25 protein-coding genes and 1 tRNA gene are annotated in these 23467 nt (G+C 63.8%); 20 read left to right on the top strand and 6 right to left on the bottom strand.

Annotation, left to right across the window (positions count from 1 at the left end; genetic code table 11):
- Positions 1–13 precede the first annotated feature (13 nt).
- The 7 genes from ACP7AX_RS02710 (at position 14) to ACP7AX_RS02680 (ending at position 6106) form a co-directional block, all read left to right on the top strand.
- Complete coding sequence (locus ACP7AX_RS02710; RefSeq protein WP_426225317.1) at positions 14–757, top strand: ribonuclease HII; 744 nt, start codon at positions 14–16, stop codon at positions 755–757.
- 57 nt (positions 758–814) lie between these two features.
- Positions 815–1141, top strand: coding sequence for a DUF2469 domain-containing protein (locus ACP7AX_RS02705; RefSeq protein ID WP_108599785.1), 327 nt, complete (start codon positions 815–817; stop codon positions 1139–1141).
- Positions 1142–1260: 119 nt separating this feature from the next.
- Positions 1261–1617 (top strand): YraN family protein, encoded by a 357-nt coding sequence (locus ACP7AX_RS02700; protein WP_131682509.1) that lies wholly within the window; start codon positions 1261–1263, stop codon positions 1615–1617.
- Positions 1618–3162, top strand: a complete 1545-nt coding sequence (locus ACP7AX_RS02695) for a YifB family Mg chelatase-like AAA ATPase (protein ID WP_131682508.1) — start codon at positions 1618–1620, stop codon at positions 3160–3162.
- Between the two features lie 11 nt (positions 3163–3173).
- On the top strand, positions 3174–4358 hold the full coding sequence (dprA, locus tag ACP7AX_RS02690; protein ID WP_426225316.1) for a DNA-processing protein DprA: 1185 nt from the start codon (positions 3174–3176) through the stop codon (positions 4356–4358).
- Positions 4359–4408: 50 nt separating this feature from the next.
- Positions 4409–5335: a tyrosine recombinase XerC gene (locus tag ACP7AX_RS02685; RefSeq protein WP_426225315.1), complete on the top strand. Its 927-nt coding sequence runs from the start codon at positions 4409–4411 to the stop codon at positions 5333–5335.
- A gap of 267 nt (positions 5336–5602) precedes the next feature.
- The gene (locus tag ACP7AX_RS02680; protein WP_131682505.1) at positions 5603–6106 is read left to right on the top strand and encodes a DUF3145 family protein; all 504 of its coding nucleotides are present in this window, start codon (positions 5603–5605) and stop codon (positions 6104–6106) included.
- Positions 6107–6281: 175 nt separating this feature from the next.
- Here the strand turns inward: ACP7AX_RS02680 and ACP7AX_RS02675 are convergent, their stop codons facing one another.
- From ACP7AX_RS02675 to aceE, 6 genes are all read right to left on the bottom strand, one after another.
- Positions 6282–7517: a beta-ketoacyl-ACP synthase II gene (locus ACP7AX_RS02675; RefSeq protein WP_131682504.1), complete on the bottom strand. Its 1236-nt coding sequence runs from the start codon at positions 7515–7517 to the stop codon at positions 6282–6284.
- 160 nt (positions 7518–7677) lie between these two features.
- Positions 7678–7923 carry an acyl carrier protein gene (locus ACP7AX_RS02670; protein ID WP_009359314.1) on the bottom strand — a complete coding sequence of 82 codons (246 nt, stop codon included), beginning with the start codon at positions 7921–7923 and terminating at the stop codon, positions 7678–7680.
- Between the two features lie 80 nt (positions 7924–8003).
- Positions 8004–9065 (bottom strand): beta-ketoacyl-ACP synthase III, encoded by a 1062-nt coding sequence (locus tag ACP7AX_RS02665; protein ID WP_426225314.1) that lies wholly within the window; start codon positions 9063–9065, stop codon positions 8004–8006.
- Positions 9062–9991, bottom strand: a complete 930-nt coding sequence (locus tag ACP7AX_RS02660) for an ACP S-malonyltransferase (RefSeq protein WP_426225313.1) — start codon at positions 9989–9991, stop codon at positions 9062–9064. The genes ACP7AX_RS02665 and ACP7AX_RS02660 overlap by 4 nt, the downstream gene beginning before the upstream one ends.
- An 88-nt stretch (positions 9992–10079) precedes the next feature.
- Entirely contained in the window at positions 10080–11324 is a 1245-nt protein-coding gene (locus ACP7AX_RS02655) for a helix-turn-helix domain-containing protein (RefSeq protein ID WP_131682501.1), read from the bottom strand.
- A gap of 190 nt (positions 11325–11514) precedes the next feature.
- Positions 11515–14283 (bottom strand): pyruvate dehydrogenase (acetyl-transferring), homodimeric type, encoded by a 2769-nt coding sequence (gene aceE / locus ACP7AX_RS02650; protein WP_426225312.1) that lies wholly within the window; start codon positions 14281–14283, stop codon positions 11515–11517.
- Positions 14284–14680: 397 nt separating this feature from the next.
- Here aceE and ACP7AX_RS02645 point away from each other — a divergent pair, with 397 nt between their 5' ends.
- The 13 genes from ACP7AX_RS02645 to ACP7AX_RS02585 form a co-directional block, all read left to right on the top strand.
- Complete coding sequence (locus ACP7AX_RS02645) at positions 14681–15100, top strand: DUF3052 domain-containing protein (protein ID WP_108597628.1); 420 nt, start codon at positions 14681–14683, stop codon at positions 15098–15100.
- Positions 15097–15591 (top strand): peroxiredoxin, encoded by a 495-nt coding sequence (locus ACP7AX_RS02640; protein WP_426225311.1) that lies wholly within the window; start codon positions 15097–15099, stop codon positions 15589–15591. Before ACP7AX_RS02645 ends, ACP7AX_RS02640 begins: the two co-directional genes overlap by 4 nt.
- Before the next feature lie 6 nt (positions 15592–15597).
- Positions 15598–16518: an NAD-dependent protein deacetylase gene (locus tag ACP7AX_RS02635; protein WP_426225310.1), complete on the top strand. Its 921-nt coding sequence runs from the start codon at positions 15598–15600 to the stop codon at positions 16516–16518.
- Positions 16519–16620: 102 nt separating this feature from the next.
- Positions 16621–16696, top strand: a tRNA-Val gene (locus ACP7AX_RS02630).
- A gap of 126 nt (positions 16697–16822) precedes the next feature.
- The gene (locus tag ACP7AX_RS02625; RefSeq protein WP_426225309.1) at positions 16823–17113 is read left to right on the top strand and encodes a hypothetical protein; all 291 of its coding nucleotides are present in this window, start codon (positions 16823–16825) and stop codon (positions 17111–17113) included.
- A 254-nt stretch (positions 17114–17367) separates the two neighbouring features.
- Entirely contained in the window at positions 17368–18165 is a 798-nt protein-coding gene (locus ACP7AX_RS02620) for an IclR family transcriptional regulator (RefSeq protein WP_426225308.1), read from the top strand.
- Between the two features lie 105 nt (positions 18166–18270).
- The gene (locus ACP7AX_RS02615; RefSeq protein ID WP_426225307.1) at positions 18271–19017 is read left to right on the top strand and encodes a type IV secretory system conjugative DNA transfer family protein; all 747 of its coding nucleotides are present in this window, start codon (positions 18271–18273) and stop codon (positions 19015–19017) included.
- Positions 19014–19874 carry a DUF4913 domain-containing protein gene (locus ACP7AX_RS02610; protein WP_426225306.1) on the top strand — a complete coding sequence of 287 codons (861 nt, stop codon included), beginning with the start codon at positions 19014–19016 and terminating at the stop codon, positions 19872–19874. The genes ACP7AX_RS02615 and ACP7AX_RS02610 overlap by 4 nt, the downstream gene beginning before the upstream one ends.
- A 166-nt stretch (positions 19875–20040) precedes the next feature.
- Complete coding sequence (locus ACP7AX_RS02605; RefSeq protein ID WP_131682493.1) at positions 20041–20247, top strand: antitoxin MazE-like protein; 207 nt, start codon at positions 20041–20043, stop codon at positions 20245–20247.
- A complete protein-coding gene (locus ACP7AX_RS02600) occupies positions 20244–20570 on the top strand; it encodes a type II toxin-antitoxin system PemK/MazF family toxin (protein WP_426225305.1) in 327 nt (108 codons plus the stop codon). The genes ACP7AX_RS02605 and ACP7AX_RS02600 overlap by 4 nt, the downstream gene beginning before the upstream one ends.
- Before the next feature lie 998 nt (positions 20571–21568).
- Entirely contained in the window at positions 21569–21979 is a 411-nt protein-coding gene (locus ACP7AX_RS02595; protein ID WP_426225304.1) for a matrixin family metalloprotease, read from the top strand.
- Positions 21980–22005: 26 nt separating this feature from the next.
- On the top strand, positions 22006–22752 hold the full coding sequence (locus ACP7AX_RS02590) for a hypothetical protein (protein ID WP_426225303.1): 747 nt from the start codon (positions 22006–22008) through the stop codon (positions 22750–22752).
- A gap of 462 nt (positions 22753–23214) precedes the next feature.
- The coding region (locus ACP7AX_RS02585; RefSeq protein ID WP_426225302.1) for a transposase family protein at positions 23215–23467 on the top strand (253 nt) is incomplete at its 3' end.

Raw genomic sequence — 23467 nt, 5'->3', positions numbered from 1 at the left:
TACCCCCGCTCCAATGGCACCTGCCACGGCCGAGGCCACGGTCCGCAAGGCCGGGGCGCTCCGGGCGAAAGCGCCCACCCTCCGGCACGAACGGACCTTCAAGGCGCAGGGTGCCCGCTACCTCGCCGGCGTTGACGAAGTGGGCCGCGGGGCCCTGGCGGGACCCGTCAGCGTCGGGATCGCTGTCGTCGACCTCCACAAGCAGAAGCCCCTCTCCGGTGTCCGGGACAGCAAACTCCTCAGCCCGGCAGAGCGAGAGCGCCTCGAACCTCTGGTCAGAAGCTGGAGCGTGGCGTCTGCAGTTGGTCACGCCTCCTCCCGGGAGATCGATGACCTTGGGCTCATCGCGGCTCTGCGGCTGGCCGGCACCCGTGCGTGGCTGGACATCCTTGCTGCGGGCGTCAGCCCGGATGTGGTGCTCCTCGATGGCAGCCACAACTGGCTCTCACCGCCCGGGCAGCTTTCCCTATTTGAGGAGGCAGCCCCGGGCCCAGGCTGTGATGCCCCGGTCCACACCAGGATCAAAGCGGACATGCAGTGCCTCAGCGTCGCAGCTGCCAGTGTTATTGCCAAGGTTGAACGCGACGAGCAGATGCGCGGCCTGCACCTCGAGTACCCGGATTTCGGCTGGGACCTCAACAAGGGCTACGCCACTGTAATGCACCGCGATGCGCTCCGTGCCACGGGGCCTACCCCCTACCACCGCGTGAGCTGGAACCTCCTGGGTGGCGAACTGTTCCCCGAGATCGGGACCTAGCGGCCGCACACGGCAGACGCGGCGCCCGCGACGCCCCGAATAGTGCAAGATGGAAGCATGAGTGCAGAGGATCTTGAAAACTACGAAACCGACATGGAGCTGCAGCTCTACCGTGAATATCGCGATGTCGTCGGGCTCTTCAGTTACGTTGTCGAGACCGAGCGCCGCTTTTACCTCGCGAACCACGTTGATCTCCAGGCCCGAAGCGCCGACGGCGAGGTCTACTTCGACCTGACCCTGCACGATGCGTGGGTATGGGATGTCTACCGTTCTGCCCGCTTCGTGAAGACAGTCCGTGTCTTGACGTTCAAGGACGTCAACGTCGAAGAACTGCCGCGCAATGAGGAACTTGCCCTGCCGAAGGATGTTGACCTCGGCAATTAGGGCCTGCCTGCCGGGCCACTGCTCCTCCACAGGGGCCATTTTCCCTCGTTACGCACATAGGCCCTTAACGGTGTTTCCTCTGCAGTTCTGCCCCCGCAGGCTGGTTGCGGAGGTAGAAAATGAAATCCAAAGACCTGTTGGGCCGCCGTGGCGAGGAGTTGGCCGCCGGCTATCTTGAATCGCTGGGCATGCTGGTGGTGGAACGCAACTGGCGTTGCACCGAAGGCGAAATTGACATTGTGGCCCTGGATGGGGACGCCCTGGTTATCGCCGAGGTGAAGACCCGGCGATCGCTGGACTACGGACACCCGTTCGAAGCCGTGGGAGCAGAGAAGCTGGCGCGGCTGCACCGGCTCGGCTCCGCGTGGTGCCGGGACCGGGAACTGCGGATGCCCCGGCGGCGCGTGGACGTCATCGCAGTGGTGGACGACGGCGGCGGCGAACCCCTGGTGGAACACCTCAAGGGGGTGGGGTAGTTGGCGCTCGGGCGGACCTACTCGGTTGCGCTGGTGGGCCTGAACGGGTACATCGTCGAGGTAGAGGCCGACATCGGCCAGACCCTGCCAAACTTCGTGATTCTGGGCTTGCCCGATGCCGCCCTTAACGAGGCCAAGGAACGGATACGGTCCGCCGCAAAAAACTCAGGAATCCCGCTGAGCCGGCGGAAGATCACCGCCAACCTCATTCCAGCGTCACTCCCCAAGCGGGGTTCAGGCTTTGACCTGGCCGTCACCATGGCGGTCCTGCGGGCCGCGAATGACATCAAACCAACCGAACGGACCGTCTTCATCGCTGAACTCGGGCTGGATGGCCGGCTGAGGCCTGTCCGCGGCATCCTTCCCGCGGTCATGGCTGCGGTCCAGGCCGGCTACCACGAGGTGGTCGTGGCCCACGCTAACCTGGCCGAAGCGTCACTGGTCCCGGGGGCGAACGTCCGGGGCTACCGGACCCTCGCCCGGCTTGCCCTCGATTTCGGGGCAGATCCCCAGGAACTCGCCCTGGACTTCGAACCGGATGATGAGGCCGGCCCGGGCGATTCTTCATACGCCGCCCCTGCTGTGCCTGACATGGCGGACGTCTCGGGGCAGGGCGATGCCCGGCGGGCCCTGGAAGTGGCCGCCGCCGGCGCCCACCATCTCTTGCTCATGGGGCCGCCCGGCGCGGGAAAGACGATGCTGGCGGAGCGGCTGCCAGGGCTTCTTCCGGACCTTGCGGACAACGAAGCCATGGAAGTCACCGCCATCCATTCCCTCTGCGGACTGCCCTCCTCCGCCGTTCAGCTGCTGCGCCGTCCGCCGTTTGAAAACCCGCACCATTCTGCCACCGCCGCTGCGATCATCGGCGGGGGTTCGGGCCTTCCCCGCCCGGGTGCGGCGTCCCGGGCCCACCGCGGGGTCCTGTTCCTTGATGAGGCACCGGAGTATGAACGCCGCATTCTGGACGCGCTGCGGCAACCGCTCGAAAGCGGCGAGCTGGTCATTCACCGCTCGGCGGGAACAGCGGCCTATCCAGCACGGTTCCAGCTGGTTCTGGCCGCCAACCCCTGTCCCTGTGGCAAGGCCTCCGGCAAGGGCCTCGACTGCACCTGCACGCCCATGATGAGGCGCCGCTACCTGGCCCGGATGTCCGGGCCGCTGCTGGACCGCGTGGACATCCAACTCCAGGTGGAGCGCGTTTCGTTGGCTGACTTCGGCCAGGCCGGAGCGGAGGAGGGCACAGCCGCCGTGGCGCGGCGCGTGGCCGATGCACGAAGCAGGCAGGCAGAACGGCTCGGCCCCTTGGGACTGGAAACAAACGCCCAGGTTCCCGGCCGGATTCTGCGGGGCGGCCTCCGGCTGCCTGCCACTGCCACCCGGATTCTTGATCACTCCCTCGAACGTGGCGTGCTGACGGCCAGAGGATACGACAGGGTCCTGCGGTTGGCCTGGACGCTCGCGGACCTGTCCCACCGCGACATGCCCGATACCAACGACATTGGCCAGGCTCTGGGCCTCCGGCAGGCTGCCTCGGCAGCGGCGTGAAGGAAGAAGCAATGGAAAACGAACACATAACCCGGGCGGCCCTCTCCCGGCTCATGGAACCGCAGGACGCCACCGGACTCGCCCTCGTGCAGGCTGCCGGCGCCTGGGACGCACTGAGGATTGCCACGGGCCAGATACCGGCCGGCCCGGCACTCGAGCAGGAGATCACCGGCTTGCTGGCGGACAGCGGCGCTGCCACGGGCTGGGGCGGGATGGCGGCGGCACTCAAGCGTTGGGCGCCGCGGATACCTGACTTGGCCCCCGAACGGGATCTTGCCACCATGGCCCGGCTGGGTGGCAGGCTGATTGTGCCATCGGACGATCTTTGGCCCACCCAGCTCGGTGACCTCGGGATTCACGAGCCCATCTGTCTGTGGTGGCGAGGCCTCGAACAGGAGCTGCCGGGAGTGGACAAGAGCGTGGCGCTTGTGGGGTCACGGGACAGCACAAGCTACGGGGCCTCTGTGACTGGAGATCTGGCCTACTCGCTGGCGCAGAGAGGGTTCACGGTTGTCTCCGGAGGCGCATACGGAATAGACGCCCACGCGCACCGGGCGGCGCTGGCCGGAGGATCAGGTGCCGTACCCACCATCGCGGTCATGGCGGGCGGCGTGGACCGGTTTTACCCGTCCGGGAACGAGGATCTCCTGCGGGCCGTCTGCAACCAGGGAGCCGTGCTCGCCGAAGTCCCGCCGGGATCGGCGCCCACCAGGTACCGCTTCCTGCAACGGAACAGGTTAATCGCAGCCCTTGCCGGTGTGACCGTTGTGGTGGAGGCCCGCTGGCGATCCGGGGCGCTGAACACGGCGCATCACGCTGAGAATCTTGGCCGGCCGGTGGGTGCTGTTCCGGGTTCGGTGCACAGTGCCAACTCTGCCGGCTGCCACCGCCTGCTCCGCGATGGAGGCGCCGTCTGTGTGACGGACGCGGCGGAGGTCGCCGAGCTGGCATCACCCAGCGGCCAAGGGCTCGCGGACCCCAAGACGGGCCGTGCGGCTGACCACGATGGCCTGACCCTCGAAGATCTGATCCTCCTTGACGCCTTGCCCCTGAGATCCACAACGTCCGTGGACAAACTCTGCGCCGTCGCCGGCCTCAATGCCGAGTCAGTCCGGGCGGGGCTGGGCAGGCTGGGGCTCCTGGGGCTTGCCGTCTCAGAAAAAGGCGGCTGGAAACGGGGCAAGGAATCCGGCTAGTTCACTGTGTCCGGAACCCTGTGCAGGTGAAATTCTGGGACAGTGGGACAGTGGAGAAACAGGACTTGCCCCCGGCCTTCGAGCAGGCACTTGCCGGTTTCGGCAGGTACCTGGTTGCCGAGCGCGCCCGGTCAGGACATACTCTGCGCGCCTACCTATCCGACCTGCGCAGCCTGCTCGCGTACGCCGCATCCGAAGGCATCACGGAGCTGCCGGGCCTGGAGTTGGGCACCTTCCGGCGTTGGCTGGGGGAGCAGAGCCAGGCGGGCATGTCCCGGTCCACCCTTGCGCGCAGGTCCGCGACTGCCAGATCCTTCACCACATGGGCTATGCGCGAGGAACTCATCGAGACTGACCCGGCCCTTCGCCTGAAGGCTCCCAAGGCTGAGAAGTCGCTTCCCGGTGTGCTTCAATCCGGGCAACTCCAACGGCTGCTCAACAGCCTGGAGGAAGCAGCTTCGGGTGGTGCGCCGCTCCCGCTGCGCAACCGGGCCATGGTGGAGCTCCTTTACGCCACCGGCGTGCGCGTGGGGGAGTTGGCAGGACTGGACATTGACGATCTCAACCCGGACCGCCGCACCCTGCGGGTGATCGGCAAAGGCAACAAGGAGCGGACCGTGCCCTACGGAGTCCCGGCAGCTCTCGCCGTCGACGACTGGCTCCGCAGGGGACGTCCGGTCCTGGCCAGTGACCGCTCAGGTCCCGCGCTTTTCCTCGGTTCCAGAGGGAGCCGCGTGGACCAGCGCCAAGTCAGGGCCGTGGTCAAAGACCTCTTCGAAGCCTTGGGCGACACCGCCGCAACGGGACCCCATGCACTCAGGCATACTGCAGCAACGCACCTGCTCGACGGCGGCGCAGATCTTCGCGCCGTCCAGGAAATCCTCGGCCACAGCAGCCTGGCCACCACACAGATCTATACCCACGTTTCGGTGGAACGGCTGCGGATGAGCTACCAGCAGGCCCACCCCAGGGCGTGACCGCCCAGGAATTAGGACGCGGACAGGATTGCTTCGCGCCCCGGCGGGGGAATCGCACTGGCGTAATTACGCGGCGTACGGCACAATAAGAGTCAAGTCCGGCAACTTTCAAGTTTCGCTTGAAGCTCCTATGCTTCAGGTGTCACGGCAGGTGCCGGACACAGTTTAATATTCAGGCAGGAAAACCGCCGCTGGGGCGCAAAGCAAGGCAGTTTCATCCAGGCAGAGGTCGTTGGGGAAGACGTACCTACAGCTATGGAGGATGGAATGTCTGTTTCAATGACCCGTGGTGTGCTGTTTGTTCATTCAGCGCCTACTGCACTGTGCCCGCACGTTGAGTGGGCCATTGGATCCGTCGTGGATAAGCGCACGGATCTTGAGTGGACCCCTCAGCCTGCCGCGCCCGGAATGTTCAGGGCCGAGCTTTCCTGGACCGGGACCCCCGGCACCGGCTCACAGCTGGCGTCCTCGCTTCGCGGCTGGGCGCACCTGCGCTACGAGGTCACCGAAGAACCGAGCCAGGGCGTTGACGGTGGCCGCTGGTCGCACACCCCCGAACTGGGAATCTTCCACGCCACAACGGACGTGCACGGCAACATCATGGTGTCAGAGGACCGGATACGCTACGCCTACGAATCGGGCGCCGGCGATCCCTCAGCCGTGTACCACGAACTCTCGCTTGCCCTCGGAGAAGCCTGGGACGAGGAGCTCGAACCCTTCCGTCACGCAGCAGAAGGCGCCCCGGTGCGCTGGCTCCACCAAGTGGGCTGACGCCCGTAGAACCTGCCGTAACCGGGTCATGCACCCGGCCGCAGGTACGTACTCGACCTGCCAGGTACTCCGCCGGCCAACCACTCCATAGCAATGCGGATTGTGCATAGCGCGAAGAAGGCCCCGCCATCTGAACGGATTCAGATGGCGGGGCCTTCTTTTCGCGAAATGCGGGCTACGCGCTGCGGACCGCGATCACGGCGTTGTGGCCGCCGAAGCCGAAGGAGTTGCTCAGTGCCACGATGTCACCGGCCGGCAGATCGCGGGCAGAGGTGACAACGTCGAGCGGGATTTCGGGGTCCTGGTTTTCGAGGTTGATGGTCACAGGAGCCTTGCGGTGGTGGACTGCCAATACCGTCAGCACGGCCTCCACCGCACCGGACGCACCCAGCAGGTGACCCATCTGCGACTTGGTGGCAGATACCGCTACGTTGTCGATGTGGTTCCCCAACGCCGCACGGAGCGCGGTGTACTCGGGCTTGTCACCGACGGGCGTGGACGTGGCGTGGGCGTTGACGTGGACCACGTCTTCAGCCTGGATCCGGCCGTCGAACATGGCGGCCTTCAGCGCGCGGGTGGCTCCAAGACCCTGCGGGTCCGGGGCGGTGATGTGGTACGCGTCGGCGGTCACGGAGGTTCCTGCCAGTTCGCCGTAGATGCGGGCGCCGCGGGCCAGGGCGTGCTCCTCGGCTTCGAGAACCAGGGCACCGGCGCCTTCTCCCATGACAAAGCCGTCGCGGCCGAGGTCGTAGGGGCGTGACGCTGCCTGGGGGTCGTCGTTGCGCCGGGACAGCGCCTGCATCGAGGCAAAGGCGGCCAGCGGCATCGGGTGGATGGCCGCTTCAGCGCCGCCGCACATGACGACGTCGGCCTTGCCGGAACGGATGAGGTCCAAGCCCAGGTGAAGGGCTTCTGTACCGGAAGCGCAGGCTGAAACGGGGGTGTGCGCGCCGGCGCGGGCGCCAAGATCAAGGCTGACGGCGGCAGCGACGCCGTTGGGCATCAGCATGGGCACCGTCATGGGGAGGACGCGGCGGGGGCCCTTTTCCTTCAGGGTGTCCCAGGCGTCCAGCAGGGTCCATACCCCGCCGATGCCGGTGGCGAAGGCGACGGCCAGGCGGTCCGGGTCGATCTCAGTGATGCCGGAATCGGCCCAGGCTTCGCGGGATGCGATCACACCGAACTGGGTGGACGGGTCCATCCGCTTGGCCTCGACCCGGCTGAGGACCGACAGGGCCGGCGTGGTGCAGCGGGCGGCAAAGTGAACCGGGAGTTCGTATTTAGCCACCCAGTCGTCTTCCAGCGTGCGGGCACCGGAGACACCCTTCAGGGCATTGCTCCACATGGTGGGAACATCGCCGCCGATGGGCGTGGTGGCCCCCAGACCGGTAATGACTACTTTGCGTGTCATGGGATTGCTCTCTGTCGGTGGGCAGGCCATCTCCGGTAATCGCCGGCGGGGTCCCGCGTGTGGGCAGTTCAGTTGGCTGCCAGGATTTATGAGGGGGACTGCCGGCCCGGCCTGGGCGCGGACCGGCAATCCAGTCAGCCGTAAGCGGCTGGAGCCTTGGCTAGGCCTGAGCGCCTGCGATGAAGCTGACGGCGTCGCCGACGGTCTTGAGGTTCTTGACCTCTTCGTCCGGGATACGCACGCCGAACTTCTCTTCGGCGTTGACCACAATGGTCATCATGGAGATGGAGTCGATGTCCAGGTCCTCGGTGAAGGACTTGTCCAGCTCCACGGCCTCGGGGGCGAGGCCGGTCTCTTCGTTGACGATTTCAGCCAAGCCGGCCAGGATCTCTTCGTTGCTAGCCATTGATGGCTCCTTTTCTTGTTATTGCCGGCGGATGGTGCCGGAAACGGTTCAGCCCGCGGGTGCGGACTGTGTGGACGTTCCTAAGGAAGGACGATGACCTGGGCGCCGAAGACCAGCCCGGCGCCGAAGCCGATCTGGAGGGCGAGCCCGCCGCTGAGCTCTGGGTGTTCCTGGAGCAGGCGGTGGGTGGCGAGGGGGATGGAGGCTGCCGAGGTGTTGCCCGCCTCGGCGATATCGCGGGCCACCATGACGGATTCGGGAAGCTTGAGTTTCTTGGCCATTTCGTCGATGATCCGCATGTTGGCCTGGTGCGGAATGAAGGCGGCGAGGTCTTCAGCCTTGACCCCGGCGGCCTCAAGGGCCTGCTCGGCCATCTTGGCCATCTCCCAGACCGCCCAGCGGAAGACGGTCTGCCCGTCCTGGCGCAGGGTGGGGTAGAGCTCCTGTGCCTCTTCGAGCAGGGCAAAGTCGCCGGATTCGTCGGACTGGCGGGCGGCGAGGCTGAGGTCGCGCACGTCCAGCATTGAGCGGGTCATGCCGATGGCATCCCATTTACTGCCGTCCGAACCCCACACGGACGGCCCGATGCCCGGTGTGTCCGAGGGGCCGATGACCACAGCACCCGCGCCGTCGCCCAGCAGGAAGGAAATGGTGCGTTCCCGGTTGTCGATGACGTCGGAGAGCTTCTCCGCCCCGACCACCAGAACGTAGTCAGCAGTCCCGGAGCGGACCAGGGCGTCGGCCTGGGCGATCCCGTAGCAGTAGCCGGCGCAGGCGGCCGAGATATCGAAAGCCGGTGCCGGCGTGGCGCCAATGCGGTCAGCCAGCGCGGCGGCGGCCGACGGCGTGGCGTAAGGGTGGGTGACGGTGGAAACGATGACCGCGCCCAACTGCGAGGCTTCGATTCCTGCCTTCTGCAGGGCCTCCCGGGCAGCACCTTCGGCCATATCAACGACGCTGACATCGGCGGCGGCCCGGTGGCGGGTGACGATGCCGGTCCGCTGGCGGATCCATTCATCGGAGGAATCGATCCACTGGCAGACGTCCTCGTTGGTGACGATGACGTCCGGCCGAAATGCACCAAGTCCGATGATGCGGCTGTTCGCATGAACCGGACGTTGGTTCAGCGTGGGAACGCTCATGCGTTTCCCTCCAATTCTGCAAAGAGTGCCAGTGCGGCCGTGAGGTCGTCCGGGGTTTTGACGGCAACAGTCTTGACGCCGGGCATGCCGCGCTTGGCAAGTCCGGCCAGCGTTCCGGCCGGGGCCAGTTCGATGACTCCGGTGACGCCGCGCTGGACCAATGTTTCCATGCATCGGTCCCAACGGACAGGCCTGGAGACCTGGGCAATGAGGCTGTCAACGGCGGCGGCGCCGTCAATGACCTCCTGGCCGTCGAAGTTGGAAAGCAAGGGGACCAGTGGCTTCTGTGGCCTGAGGTGCGGCTTCAGCGCCTCGAGGGCGGTGACAGCAGGGGACATGTGCGAGGTGTGGAAGGCCCCGGCCACCTTCAGCGGGATGACCCTGGCCTTGGCCGGCGGGTTGTCCGCGAGGGCCTTGAGCTGTTCGAAGGTTCCAGCGGCGACGGTCTGGCCGGCGCCGTTGACGTTGGCCGGCGTGGCACCGGTGGCCTCGATGGCGGCCAGGACCTCAGCAGGGTCTCCGCCCACCACAGCACTCATGCCGGTAGGGGTAACGGCCGCAGCCGCGGCCATGCTGTTGGCGCGTTCACGGACGAACGTCATTGCTTCTTGCTCGGTGAGCACTCCCGCCAGTGCGGATGCGGTAATTTCGCCTACCGAGTGTCCGGCAAGGATCACTGGCAGGGTGGCGAGTTCGACGTCGAACAGTGACTTCGCGGCGACCAGCCCGGCGGCAACGATCAGGGGCTGCGCGACGGCGGTGTCCTTGATGGTTTCCTCATCGGAGGTGGTCCCGTGGGCTGTCAGGTCGATGCCTGCGATCTCGCTGAGAGAGGCCAGTTGGCCTGCTACCGAAGGAAGTTCCAGCCAAGGGGCCAGAAAACCGGGGGTCTGTGAGCCCTGTCCAGGGCAGACTATTGCAAGCACGTATCCAGCTTTCCAAATTACTGTGTCATCAAGCGGTGTTTGTCTGCACCAAGCTCAAGGGGTCAGATTGTAGGAAGTCTACAACGACTCAGAGCTGGTTCCGCGCAGGATGACGTTCGGCGGGGGCTTTTGGCGGCGCTGAAAGCCGGCCGACAACAAGCGCCGCCTGCAGCACAAATGCCTCCCGGGGGAGGAGCGGATCCCAGCCGGTTACGTCGCAGACTCTCTTGAGCCGGTACCTGACCGTGTTGGCGTGCACAAAGAGTTCGCGGGCTGTCGCCTCGAGGGAGTGCCCCAGTTCAAGGTAGGTGCCCAGCGTCTCCACCAGCCCGTTGGAGGCCGCTACGAGGGGGCGGTAGATGTTCTTGACCAGCGACCGGCGCGCCGCTTCGTCGCCGGAGATGACGCGTTCCGGGAGCAGATCGTCGGCGGCCACCGGCCGGGGCGCGGAGGGCCACGCCCGCGCTGCGGTGAGGCCGGCAAAGGCGGACTGGGCCGATCCGCTGGCTTCCAGCAGTGAACCCGCTTCCGCGCCGTACACCACGGGGCCGGGCGCGAACATTTCGCTGAGCTTCAGGTATGCGGTCTCTTTGTCTTTGAGGCCGCCAAGGATCAGGATCAGCCGGTCGCCCTGGATTCCCACCAGGGCGTCTTCGGCGTAGCGGCCGGCCATGCGCCGCAGTTCGCTGACGTAGCTGGCGCTGGGTTCTGACGGCGAATTCCCCACCATGACAGTGAACCGTTCCTGCGCTTTCCACCCCAGTGCAGCGATCCGCGAACGCAGGGCGTCGGTGTTCTCCCCGCGCAGGATGGCGTCAACAATCAGGGCTTCAAGGCGGGTGTCCCAGGATCCCCGGGATTCGGCGGCCCGTGCGTAGACATCGGCCGCAGCGAAAGCCACTTCCCGCGAGTACCGCAGGACTGCCTCCCGGAGCGCGGGCTGGTCGGCTTCGGGGGCGATGACCGGCACCTGGTCCTCCACCACTTCAACCACAATCCGGATGAGCTGGAGGGCTTTTTGGAGGCTGATGGAGCGGGTGAGTTCCGTGGGCGCAGTGCCGAAGACGTCGGAGAGAATCCATGAAGGGGAGCTGGGACGTTCGTACCAGGTGACAAAAGCGGCTATGCCGTTCTGCGCCACCATTCCGAGGGCTGAGCGTTCGTCGGAGCTGAGGCGCGAATACCAGGGCAGCGATTTTTCAAGCTGGCGCAGCGTGGTGGTGGACAGCTGGCCTACACTCGCCCGGAGTTTCTTGAGGGTTTCGGTTTTCTCCGGCGGCATGCTGCGCGAGGACGGCTTGCGCTTCGCGGGCGCGGTGGTTGGCTCAGGCATCTTCTGAGCATACGGTGCCCGCCACGCAAGCTCCATTTGTGCAAAGGCTACAACCGGCTTGGAGCTGGGTCACAGCGTCCCGCGGACGCCGGATCCTCCCGCGCCCTGCACCGCTGATTTACGACGACGACGGCGGCACCCACCGCTGGTGAGTGCCGCCGTCGTCCGTTATGTTCCTACGGGAGCCTGATCAGGACTCGCCGCCCGCATTTCCGGTGGAACCGGCGTTGACGTTGTGCAGGCGGTACTTCTCGATTGCCTTGGCCGGGGCCTGGGCATCCACTTCGCCGCGGCGTGCCAGCATCTCCAGGGACCGCACCACGATGGAGTGGATGTCGTTCTTGAAGAAGCGGCGGGCGGCCGCGCGGGTGTCGGAGAAGCCGAAGCCGTCGGCACCGAGGGAAGCGAACTCGTTGGGCACGAACTGACGGATCTGGTCCGGGACGGCCTTCATGTAGTCCGAGACTGCAACAACGGGGCCGGTGGCTCCGGCAAGCTGCTGGGTCACGAACGGGACCCGTGCGGGCTGGCCGGGGTTGAGGAAGGCTTCTTCCTCGGCGGCCATGCCGTCGCGGCGGAGCTCGTTCCAGGACGTGACGGACCAGACGTCGGCCGAGACCCCCCAGTCATCGGCGAGAAGCTGCTGCGCGCCGATGGCCCAGGGCACCGAGACGCCCGAGGCCAGGATCTGGGTCCGGGGACCGTCGATCTTCGCCGGGGCTACAAGGTAGATGCCCTTGAGTACGCCTTCAACATCGAGCTCTTCGGGTTCGGCGGGCTGGGTGATCGGCTCGTTGTAGACCGTGAGGTAGTACATGAGGTTCCGGTCTGCGGAGTCCGGCCCGTACATCCGCTCGATGCCGTCGCGGATGATGTGGCCCATTTCGTACCCGTAGGCGGGGTCGTAGGTGACCACGGCCGGGTTGGTGGACGCCAGGAGCGGTGAGTGGCCGTCAGCGTGCTGGAGCCCTTCGCCGGTCAGGGTGGTCCGGCCCGCGGTGGCGCCGATGATGAAGCCGCGGGCCATCTGGTCCCCGGCTGCCCAGAAGGCGTCGCCGGTGCGCTGGAAACCGAACATGGAGTAGAACACGTAGACCGGGATCAGCGGTACGCCGTGGGTGGCGTAGGCGGTGCCGGCGGCGGTGAACGCCGCTACGGCGCCGGCTTCGTTGATGCCCGGGTGGATCAGCTGGCCCTGGGCGGATTCCTTGTAGGCGAGGACCAGGTCGCGGTCCACGGACAGGTAGTTCTGGCCCTTGGGGTTGTAGATCTTGGCGGTGGGGAAGAACGCGTCCATGCCGAAGGTGCGGGCTTCGTCCGGGATGATCGGGGCGATGTGCTTGCCGAAGTTTTTGTCCCGCATGAGGTCCTTGAGGAGCCGGACGAACGCCATGGTGGTGGCGGCCTGCTGCTTGCCCGAGCCGCGCTTGGCCACCTCGTACGTCTTGGCGTCCGGGAGGGCGATGTCCTGGTGCTTGGAACGTCGTTCCGGGACGGCGCCGCCGAGCTCGGCACGGCGTTCCATCATGTACTTGATCTCCGGCGCATCCGTGCCGGGGTGGTAGTACGGCGGTGAGTACAGATCCTTTTCCAGCTGCTCGTCGGTGACCGGAATCCGCAGGTGGTCGCGGAACTTCTTCAGGTCATCGAGGGTGAGCTTCTTCATCTGGTGCGTGGCGTTACGGCCTTCGAAGTGGGGGCCGAGTCCGTAGCCCTTGACCGTCTTGGCCAGGATCACGGTGGGCTTGCCCTTGAATTCGGTGGCTGCCTTGTACGCGGCGTACACCTTGCGGTAGTCGTGGCCGCCACGCTTGAGGTTCCAGATCTGGTCATCGCTCAGGTCCGCGACGAGGTCCTTGGTCTGGGGGTCCTTGCCGAAGAAGTGCTCGCGGACGAACCCGCCGGACTCTGCCTTGTAGGTCTGGTAGTCGCCGTCGGGGGTTTCGTTCATGATCTTCACGAGCGAACCGTCGGAGTCCTTGGTGAGCAGGTCATCCCACTCCCGGCCCCAGACAACCTTGATGACGTTCCAGCCGGCGCCGCGGAAGAACGCTTCAAGTTCCTGCATGATCTTGCCGTTACCGCGTACCGGCCCGTCCAGGCGCTGGAGGTTGCAGTTGATGACGAAGTTCAGGTTGTCCAGGTTCTCGTTCGCCGCGAGCTGGAGCAGGCCGCGGGACTCGGGCTCGTCCATTTCCCCGTCGCCCAGGAACGCCCAGACCTGCTGGTCCGAGGTGTCCTTCAGGCCCCGGTTGTGCAGGTACCGGTTGGACTGGGCCTGGTAAATCGCGTTCATGGGACCGATGCCCATCGACACGGTCGGGAATTCCCAGAACTCGGGCATCAGCCGCGGGTGCGGGTAGGAGGACAGCGCGTGGCCTTCCTTGGACTTCTCCTGGCGGAATCCGTCCAGGTCCTCCTCGGAAAGGCGGCCTTCCATAAACGCCCGTGCGTACATGCCGGGGGAGGCGTGGCCCTGGAAGAAGACCTGGTCACCGCCGCCGGGGTGGTCCTTGCCGCGGAAGAAGTGGTTGAAGCCCACCTCATACAGGGTGGCGGCGCCGGCGTAGGTGGAGATGTGCCCGCCCACCCCGATGTTCGCCTTCTGCGCACGGTGCACCATGATCGCGGCGTTCCAGCGCATGTAGGCCCGGTACCGGCGCTCGTATTCCTCGTTGCCGGGGAAGGGTGCTTCCTGGTCCACGGGAATCGTGTTCACGTAGTCCGTGGTGGTCACCATCGGCACGCCCACGCTTTGCGCACCGGCGCGCTGCAGAAGGCTCCGCATGATGTATTGGGCACGTTCCGTGCCTTGTTCCCTGATCAGCGCATCCAGGGACTCAACCCATTCAGCGGTCTCTTCCGGATCACGATCAGGCAGCTGGTTAGTCAACCCGCTGAGGATATGGGAGGTATCTTCTCCTGCAGCCACGTCCAACCTCTCTTTGCGCGCATGCATCGGCGCACTCAGGCCGGGCAGGGTAGCTGTCCGGCGTAAACGCGACGTGTGCGACGTATCGGTTACATCAGCCCGGTCATGTGCGCCGGGCAGGGTCCTAGCACGCCTATGCCTGCACTGAATTCCAGGGCGGTCGCCCCGCAGGCATAGTTGTCACAGCCACTCTAGCTGTGACTTCAGCGCGATGCGTAGCCGCGTCCGTGGCACCGCCGTTGTATTTCGCGGTCATACTGGTTGTGTGACGAAACCCTTGGGCATGCAGGGTGACGGCACCGGATGTGACGCAGAATATGGCGGATCGCGGTGGCGTCAGCTTGAAGCACAGGCTCAAAGGGTGTTGGCTTGGAGTAATGGAAATCACTATGCGTATTGCATGTATTAGGCATTGGAGGAACACGTGAGCGAGGCCGACGCCGCCACTTCGGTAAATGTGGCGGAAAAATTGGGTTTCAAAAGTGGGGATCTGATTCAGGAGTTCGGTTACGACGACGACGTCGATTTCGACTTACGTGATGATATCGAGGACCTGACTGGGTCCGAACTCCTGGACGAGGACGACCACGACGTCGTTGACGCCGTCATCTTCTGGTGGCGCGACGGCGATGGTGACCTGGTCGATACGCTCATGGATTCGCTGACAACACTGAGTGAAAACGGTGTTGTCTGGGTGCTGACCCCGAAGTCCGGCAGGTCCGGCTACGTTTCGCCAGCTGAAATACAGGAAGCGGCTCCCACTGCCGGCCTTCACCTCACCACCTCCGCCGGCGTGTCCAAAGACTGGAGTGCCACCCGGTTGGTGAGCAGGAAGAACAAGTGACGCCAGCTCTGTCGACTGCCGGTGTGTCTGTTCCGGCGGTAGGGGAGGCGGCTCCGGATTTTGAGTTGGCAAACCAGTTCGGGGAGCCGGTCAGGCTGTCGTCCTTCCGCGGGCAAAATGTGGTGCTGGTCTTTTACCCGTTCGCCTTCTCCGGTATCTGTACCGGTGAACTGTGCGAGATCAGGGACAACCTTTCCGTGTTCGAGGACCTTAAGGCCACCGTCCTGGGCGTCTCTGTGGACAGCAAGTTCAGCCTCCGGGCGTACGCCGAGAAGGAAGGCTACGGGTTCGACCTCCTCGCCGACTTCTGGCCGCATGGGGCTGTCGCTGAGGCGTTCGGCGTCTTCGACCCGGAGAGCGGGATGGCCCGGCGGGGGAGCTTCATCATCGACGCCGTTGGCACCATCCGCTATGTGGTGGTGAATCCGCGTGGCCAGGCCCGCGAACTCTCCGAATACCGCAATGTGCTGGCGGGTTTGGAACAGGCCTGAGCTGACATGGAACAGCAGCGGCACGGCATCGGCCTGACGGGCTTTGCCAGCCTGCCCGCAACTGACCCCGCCCCGCTGGCCGATGACCATCTGGAAGGCCTGGAGCGGATCCGGGACCTGCTGGCCGGCAAACCCCTCGCACTGTTGACGGGCGCGGGACTGAGCACGGATTCCGGTATTCCGGACTACCGCGGCCCGGACTCGGTGCCAAGATCGCCCATGACATACCAGGAGTTCGTGCTTGACGCGGCCAACCGCCAGCGCTATTGGGCACGGAACCACATCGGCTGGTCCCATCTCCGGCGGGCGGATCCCAATCCGGGCCACCTCGCAGCTGCAGAGCTCGAGCAGCGCGGACTTCTCACCGGCCTCATCACGCAGAACGTGGACAGGCTGCATGAGGACGCCGGCAGCCTGAACGTCATTGACCTCCATGGCCGCTATGACCAGGTGGTGTGCCTGGACTGCGGGCGGACCTACAGCCGGCGCCTGGTAGCGGGGATGCTGGAGGAGCTGAATCCCGGATTCCTGGAGCGTGCCACGGCGTCGGCCCTGGTGGAGATGGCTCCCGACGCCGATGCAACCGTTGAGGATTCGGCCCTGATCAGCAGTTTTGTTGTGGCGGTCTGCCCTGCCTGCGGCGGAAGGTTGAAGCCCGATTTTGTCTACTTCGGGGAGAACGTGCCCAAGGACCGGGTGGAAGCCGCTTACGCTACCGTGGACGCCGCCGGGGCGCTCCTGGTGGCCGGCTCGTCACTGACGGTGATGAGCGGGCTGCGCTTCGTCCGGCATGCCGCAAAGGACGGGAAGCCGGTGGTGATCATCAACCGGGGCGAGACCCGTGGCGATCAGCACGCCGCCATCAAGCTCCATGCCGGGGTCAGCGAGGCCCTGACCTGGCTCGCCGCCGAACTGCCTGATCTGTGACGACCCAACTGGGCCGCTGCAGCCGATTGGCTTTTATTCCTGCGGGTCAGGTAGAGTTTATGTTCGTTGGTTGACGCGTTGCAGCGCGGAAACCGGCCCTTTGGGTCTTTAGCTCAGCTGGTAGAGCGCCACGTTTACACCGTGGATGTCATCGGTTCGATCCCGGTAGGACCCACCATCAACCCCGTTGTTCCAGGCCCGTGAGGCCAGGGACGGCGGGGTTTTTCTGTTCCGGACACCATGTGCCGTGGTGACATCAAGGCCCCCGCGTTAATTGTCGGTGCCCGTCCCTACAGTTCCTGCTATGGAATATGTGCAGGTGAAAATGTCGCCGGAAGGCATCCCGACGGCGGTGCTGTGTGAGGGCCGGGAATGGGTAGTCGGTGCCGAAATGGTGCGGTGGTTCGAGCGGGTGAGCTGGTGGGAAGAGCAGCGCCGGATGCCCAAGGGGCTTGGCCGGGTGGATGTCGAGGTTCTGCAGCTCCAGGTGAGACTGGGGCGGAACCCGCATTCTGCTTTGACCACAATGGTTTTGGAGCGCGACGGGCTGGGAGGGGGCTGGCGGAGGCGGGTATCCCTGGCCGGCGCCGCCTAGAATTGCCCGGCGTTTTTTGGGCATTGGAAAACCCTCCACCGCGACTATTGGGGGATGCCGCGGTGGAGGGCCTGAGATGAATATACCGTGAACTTCCGGAAACAAAAAACGCCACGCAGTCAAGGTCGTGTAGAAGTGCCTCTTCAACGCAGACGGATAAGAACCCGGGTCCGGTGCGAGCCATTATGATGGTTACTGTTCAGCTGAATGAACAAGCGAATTGAGCGTCCTCACGTGCCGATCAAAGGAGAATCATGGCCGATTCCCGCACCTCCCGTTCCTCGGAGGGCCTGGGGAGCACCTCTCCGGCCCCTGCCGTCACGCGCGCTGCCGCAGTCATGGACGCACTGGCAGCTTCGGCCACCGGGAGGCTGACGCTCAGTGACCTTGCCCGCGAGCTGGGGATCCCCAAATCGTCCACCTCCAACCTCTTGCTGGCTCTCGAAGAAGCCCGGCTGATCAGCCGCCAGGGCGCGGAGTTCACGCTGGGACGCAAGCTGGTTGAGCTGGGCGCGGCGTACCTGAGCCGGCTCGACGAGGTCCAGGAGTTCTACCGCTTCTGCGAGCAGGCCCCCACCCTTTCCGGGGAAACCGTCCGCATCGCCATGCTTGACGGCACCAACGTGATCTATCTCGCCCGCTATGAAGGCCACCCGGCAGTCCGCCTGACCTCCAATATCGGAGACAAAATGCCGGTCTCGCTGTGCGCCGTGGGCAAGGCCCTGATTGCCCGGCTCCACGATCACGACATTGACACCATGTTTCCTGATGACCTCCAGCTGCCGGTCCTGACGCCCAAGTCACTGCGAACCGGCGCTGAGCTCAAGGCCCAGCTGCAGACCATCCGGGAGCAGGGCTACGCATTCGAGGATGAAGAGTCCACCACGGGCGTGGTGTGCCTGGCAGTCTCCGTACCAACCCGTGGCGCGCATGGGCCGAGCCTTGGCTTGTCGGTGACCGCCCTCAAGGCAACCTACTCAGCTGAGCAGGGCTCCCAGATGGTCAAGGAACTGAATGAACTGGCCCGGTCCCTGGGCAATCCCATGGGCTGAACAAAAGTCGTGGCGGCCCGGCCGGCAGCCGACCAGAGGCAGCACCAACAAATAGGCCCGGCCCATTTTGCCAAGTGTTCAACTTGCTGTACTCTGTTCAATATAGTGATCGACGCCTACCGTGGCCGGCCCCACTTCAACCCGGCAGAGTTCGTCCGGGGAAAAGACACCCTCTATTCGCTCTCCAAGGACTCTGCAGGCGGAGGCCGCGCCCTCGTGACGGCCATGGCCGTGGCCGTCCTGGAAGCAGCCGTGGAGTACGCCACCGAATGCCCGGGCGGCCGGCTGCCGGTGCCCTTGGCCGCCATCCTGGATGAAGCGGCCAACGTATGCCGCTGGTCCAAGCTCCCCAAGGAATACTCCCACTTCGGCTCACGCGGAATCCTCGTGGCCACCATCCTCCAGTCCTACTCCCAGGGCGAATCCGTCTGGGGCGAAAAGGGCATGGAAGCGCTCTATCAGGCCGCGAACTGGATCCTGTACCTGGGCGGCAATAAGCCGGGACCGTTCCTGTCCAAAACCTCCGAAGCAGTAGGGGACTACTACTACACAACTCCCGGTTCTCCCGGCTCCAAGAACTCCCCACGCGGCCCCGAGCAGGAACACCGGGACCGGATCTTCGACGTGGCCGAACTCGCCGCACTCCCCAAGGGCCGAGGTATCCTCATCACCGGCCAGAACCGCGCCGCCCTGGTCAAATCCACCCCATGGATGTGGACCAAGCATGAAGAAGCCGTCAAGGCCTCCCTGCACGCCCATGACCCGCAGGCAGACCGCACCATCAGTGATGCCGAGGCCGAGGCCGACGCCGTCCGCCGCAATCCCGACCTCACACCGGTAGCGGCACCGTGACGGACACCCAATCAGTCACGGAGCGGTTCCCGGAAGATGATCTTCCGGGAACCGGCCTGTTCTTCGATGACGCCCCCGAACCGGCCCCCTCAGGTTCGGCGGCCGCCCAACCTGATCCAATTGAAACGCCCGTCGCTGAGGAGCCCGCGGCTCTCAATGCGCTGACCGGGGGTGCCGCCCTGGCCGGGCTGGACCCGGCCGCCGTCGAAAAGCTGCTGACCACAGTTGCTCTCCGCCGGTACACCAAACGCATCGAAGAGGCAGTGGACGCCCGTCTCGATGACCTGGACTGGTCAGAAGTGGCCGCCGGCATCGAAACCCGCGTGGCAGGCCACGTGGCCGAAGCCGCCGGGGTCAACACCGAAACCGGGGAAATCAGCGATGACCCAGCGGCGGCCGCCGCCGTCCAGGACAATGCAGAAGCGGCGGCTGTCGAGGAATCCGAAGAGCCAGCAGAGCCAGCTTTCCGTACCGTCTATGACTTCTACGAAGGCATCTACGGGCCGCTGTATGAGCACTTCGATTCCGCACCCGGCGTCATGGCCCAGCGCGGTACCACCGGGATCAGGTGGTGCTGGCAGTGGTGGAACCACCAATCTGTGATGATGCGCCTGACCGCCCTGTGGCAAGGCTACGAGGTCGCCTACGGCGAAGGCGGCGGGGCCGTCAGCACGTGGATGCTCGATCACGCCGACCGGCACTTCGACCGGATCATGGCCGACGGCGGGCCGCTCTCCGAATGCCGGTCTGACCACGGCAATCAGATGGTCCGCTACCCCACGGACCCGCTGCCCGAGGGCCTGAACGTCGACTCGGCCACCGTCACGTCAGCAAGCCCCACACCCGCGCTCATCTGAGGCATCGAACACCGGATCACCGAAATGCGGCATCCCGACCGCCCGTAAGACTGGCAGTAACCGTGCCGGAGAACGACGCCTGACACCTCCAAGGAGGTGTCAGGCGTCGGTGCGTTTGGCCGGCAAGGCCTACCGGGAGCACAGCGTTACATGTAACATTGGTGCTATGGCAGTCAAGGACCGGGTCAGCGAGTACCGCAAGCGGATGCGCGAACACGGCTTCCGCCCCATCCAGGTGTGGGTGCCGGACGTCCGGGCCAATGGCTTCGACGCCGAAGCACACCGGCAGGCGGCTGCCGTAGCTGCTGCTGAACACCACTCCGATGACCAGGCATTCATCGAGGCCGTGTCAGCTCCCTGGGACGAAGAGTGATCCGTGGCGAACTCTGGACCGTGGCCGGTGGCGTCTACGCCTCCAAGCCACGGCCCGCGCTGGTCATCCAGGATGACCGGTTTGACGCCACCGATTCCGTCACAGTCCTTCCCCTGACAACAACCCTCATCGATGCACCCCTCCTGCGGATCAGCCTCTCTCCCTCGGAATTGTCCGGGCTGCGGCAGGAAAGCCACGTGATGATCGACAAGTTGACGACGGTACGCCGCTCCAACGTGCAAACCCGGGTCGGCCGCTTGACGGCTGCCCAGCTTGCCGACATCGAAAGGGCTCTGCTGGTGTTCCTCGGACTCGCCGGCTAGCACCTTACCCGAGCGCGCCGCGCGGCGAGTAAACGGGTCGACGTCGGCCAAGAGCGGGCTGCGAAGAAACCTCATTGGCAGGCAGTTGAGGTTTACTCTTCGTGTCCATCGTCCCCGGAAGACGAAGAAGGCGGGCGCCGGCTGAACCGGCGCCCGCCTTCTTCGTCTGCGACTACCGCTGTTCAGGCGGGCTGTTTAGCAGTTGTGGTTCGCTGCCGGCCGTGGCACCTGGTGGTCCCTGCCACATGTTTATGAAACGTGGCAGGCTCTTGCCTCGTTCTGATTGCGATGACAGGACAGATACCGGTGATGGTGGCTCCTTCCAGAACTGGACCAGGTGGCGCTCAACTGGTGACTCCTTAAGTTGCTGATTCGATCAACCTGCTGCCCCGCCTTTTCATTGAATGTCGACATGAAATGCGTCTGCCTCAATTACCCGCATAGGGACATAGAGGACGCTGTTGAGGAGAGAACCAGCGTATGAGTTTTCGGCCTCGTCTATCATGCATACGCTGTAGCCTGTGGCTCCGGTGGATGGGACGTACTGGCCGAGCCCGAAGTGCTCAAGTAAAGAGCTCTTCACGGTTAGTGTGAAGATCAGTTAAATAAGCCACGTTGAGCCATTGACAATCAAGCTGGCCAAGCCAGAGAATAAGCCAACGGGCGGAGGAATTTCACTCCGGGCAGCGATGAGGGATGGTTGCCAGCCGAAACTCCTTGCATCTCCTGCGGCAAATTCATGCTAAAGGTTGTTCTGAACGCCGAAATCTTGGAATCATCCACGATCAGAATATACCTCGCTCCGGAGAGGCGTTCATGACCCACAAAGTAAGAATAAAAGCTCTCGCAATTCTGAGTTTTGTAATTCTGTTCATGATTCCCGCGACTGCCGCAAATGCTGCGACACCAACATATGCCATAGGTACTCGCTGGGCGTCGGAAACGTAACCGTCTGGTTGAACTATGCGTCAGGAGTCGGCAACTGGGAATCCTACATCGTGAACGCCGCCAACAACTGGATGTATCCAGGATGGGATAATCCCATCTACATGAATTTTGTCAGCAGCAATAATGGCTCGATGATGGATTTTCATTTGAATAGCAGCTCATACTTTCAATCGTCGTCCATCATTGCGCAAACAGAGTTTTATAATAACGGCCCGACAGGCGTAAATCAATGGTATTCGAATTGGGACTTTACTGAGATTCATATCAACAACGACCAGTACAGCTCACCAAGTTTTTCGAATGATCAGGCACTAGGGACCACGATTCATGAGATGGGACACTCCTTCGGACTTGCTCATTGGCAAACTAATCCCTACAGCATCATGTGCCAAACGGGCGCGGGGCGAATAGTACAGAGAGTTCAGCAGGTCGACAACGATGCCGTCAACATTTTGTACTAGAATTTTGTACTAGAGAGGTCGATAGAGTGAACAATCTGAAAGTGCCTTTCGCGGTTGCAACCGTCTTGCTCCTCGGCGGGGTAGCCTCCTGCGCTTCTGACGCGCCAAGGTCTATTGAACAAGCCGAAAGCCAACAAGCAACAGAGAGTATCGTTGCCGTGGCACATGATGCATATGCGGGGATACCGGTCGATCAAATCCATAGCATTCCAAGTGAAGTGGACTTCATCTGGAACGCGAAAGACCCCTATTACGGGTTCAATTCAGTCCCCGTGGTAGCACGGGTGCACATCGACTCAATCGACGGCGGTCGCACCTACAGCCCCATCTTCAATCAGTACACCTTCTCTCAGACTATCGGAAAAATGGCCGTCCAAGCGGTATACAAGGGGGATCTAAAGCCCGGCGCTCAGCTGACTTACAACAAAGGTGGCGGAATCGTCTCCTTCGATGAGTACTGGAAGAGCCTCAATCCCCAGCAGCAGGACAAGTTCAAGCACCGCAATGGCGGTCAGAAGCCAACCGGAATTCAGTACGTCAAAAAGATGTATTCGGAGGATGCTGATATCAAGGCCGGGAAGGATTACATCGCGCTTTTGTTGCCCCAGCAGTACAAGGATGGAACGGCTGAAGAATATTCCATCCAAGGGTTCCAATATGGCTTCCGAGAGGCAAGAGGGTCCGGTGCCGGGACGACCGTACTGAATAATGAAACCAACGAATGGGAGAGCCTTGAAAGTATCGTCCCGCTAACCGCAATACCATCGACGTAGCGACAGCCACCCCCTGAGGCTACCGTTGGTGGGTCTTTCCTTTTCGGGATGTTCGGCGGGTAGCGGAGGGGCACCATCTAGCGCTATAGGTGCGGGATCGCCTGACGGGATGTGCCGGCAGTGTTCGGTCCCTGGGAGACCCTCTAAAAACGCCACTTCGCCGCTAAAGCGGCTGACGGAACCTTGGGACAAGTTCTGGCCGCTCTGCTGACTGGTGTTTGCGGAAAAAGATGACGCACTCCAGTACGTTGTCGCGGCGTTTAAGGGGCCTTCGCAGATAAGCATGGATGCGCACTCTGAGGATGGCGCCAGCGTGTAGGTATTCCGCGCTGCGGCGTGGTGCGGCAGGAAAGAGGTCAGGGCCTCTTTGAATTGGTAGCGACCAAGCAACCAAAACCAAAAAGAGACCCTGACATGAATAACTCTATGTCTTGTTCTGCTTGTTCTGCTGGCCGCTGGTGCATGCGCGCGGATGCGCTGCTCGGTGTCGAGGGCGTCCACGTCAGCTCCGTCACGGCAACCGGGACCGGCCTCGTACTGGGCGTCGAAACGGGTGTGGACCTCGCCGGTTGCCCGGACTGCGGCGTCGTCGCGGTCGGCCACGGACGCCGCCAGGTCCGGCTCCATGACATTCCCTGTTTCGGCCAGCCGGTGCGGCTGCTGTGGGCCAAACGTGTTTGGCGCTGCCCGGACCCGGACTGCCCAAAAACAACAT

This window comes from Pseudarthrobacter sp. DSP2-3-2b1 (assembly GCF_049895945.1).
Taxonomy (GTDB): domain Bacteria; phylum Actinomycetota; class Actinomycetes; order Actinomycetales; family Micrococcaceae; genus Arthrobacter.
The sequence above is the reverse complement of the archived record's forward strand: the minus strand, read 5'-3'. Positions and strand labels throughout refer to the sequence as shown.

Coding starts and splice junctions, on each gene's coding strand:
- ACP7AX_RS02710 (WP_426225317.1), top strand. CDS start 14: ATGGCACCTGCCACGGCCGAGGCCACGGTCCGCAAGGCCGGGGCGCTC.
- ACP7AX_RS02705 (WP_108599785.1), top strand. CDS start 815: ATGAGTGCAGAGGATCTTGAAAACTACGAAACCGACATGGAGCTGCAG.
- ACP7AX_RS02700 (WP_131682509.1), top strand. CDS start 1,261: ATGAAATCCAAAGACCTGTTGGGCCGCCGTGGCGAGGAGTTGGCCGCC.
- dprA (WP_426225316.1), top strand. CDS start 3,174: ATGGAAAACGAACACATAACCCGGGCGGCCCTCTCCCGGCTCATGGAA.
- ACP7AX_RS02680 (WP_131682505.1), top strand. CDS start 5,603: ATGTCTGTTTCAATGACCCGTGGTGTGCTGTTTGTTCATTCAGCGCCT.
- ACP7AX_RS02675 (WP_131682504.1), bottom strand. CDS start 7,517: ATGACACGCAAAGTAGTCATTACCGGTCTGGGGGCCACCACGCCCATC.
- ACP7AX_RS02670 (WP_009359314.1), bottom strand. CDS start 7,923: ATGGCTAGCAACGAAGAGATCCTGGCCGGCTTGGCTGAAATCGTCAAC.
- ACP7AX_RS02665 (WP_426225314.1), bottom strand. CDS start 9,065: ATGAGCGTTCCCACGCTGAACCAACGTCCGGTTCATGCGAACAGCCGC.
- ACP7AX_RS02655 (WP_131682501.1), bottom strand. CDS start 11,324: ATGCCTGAGCCAACCACCGCGCCCGCGAAGCGCAAGCCGTCCTCGCGC.
- aceE (WP_426225312.1), bottom strand. CDS start 14,283: ATGCATGCGCGCAAAGAGAGGTTGGACGTGGCTGCAGGAGAAGATACC.
- ACP7AX_RS02635 (WP_426225310.1), top strand. CDS start 15,598: ATGGAACAGCAGCGGCACGGCATCGGCCTGACGGGCTTTGCCAGCCTG.
- ACP7AX_RS02625 (WP_426225309.1), top strand. CDS start 16,823: ATGGAATATGTGCAGGTGAAAATGTCGCCGGAAGGCATCCCGACGGCG.
- ACP7AX_RS02620 (WP_426225308.1), top strand. CDS start 17,368: ATGGCCGATTCCCGCACCTCCCGTTCCTCGGAGGGCCTGGGGAGCACC.
- ACP7AX_RS02605 (WP_131682493.1), top strand. CDS start 20,041: ATGGCAGTCAAGGACCGGGTCAGCGAGTACCGCAAGCGGATGCGCGAA.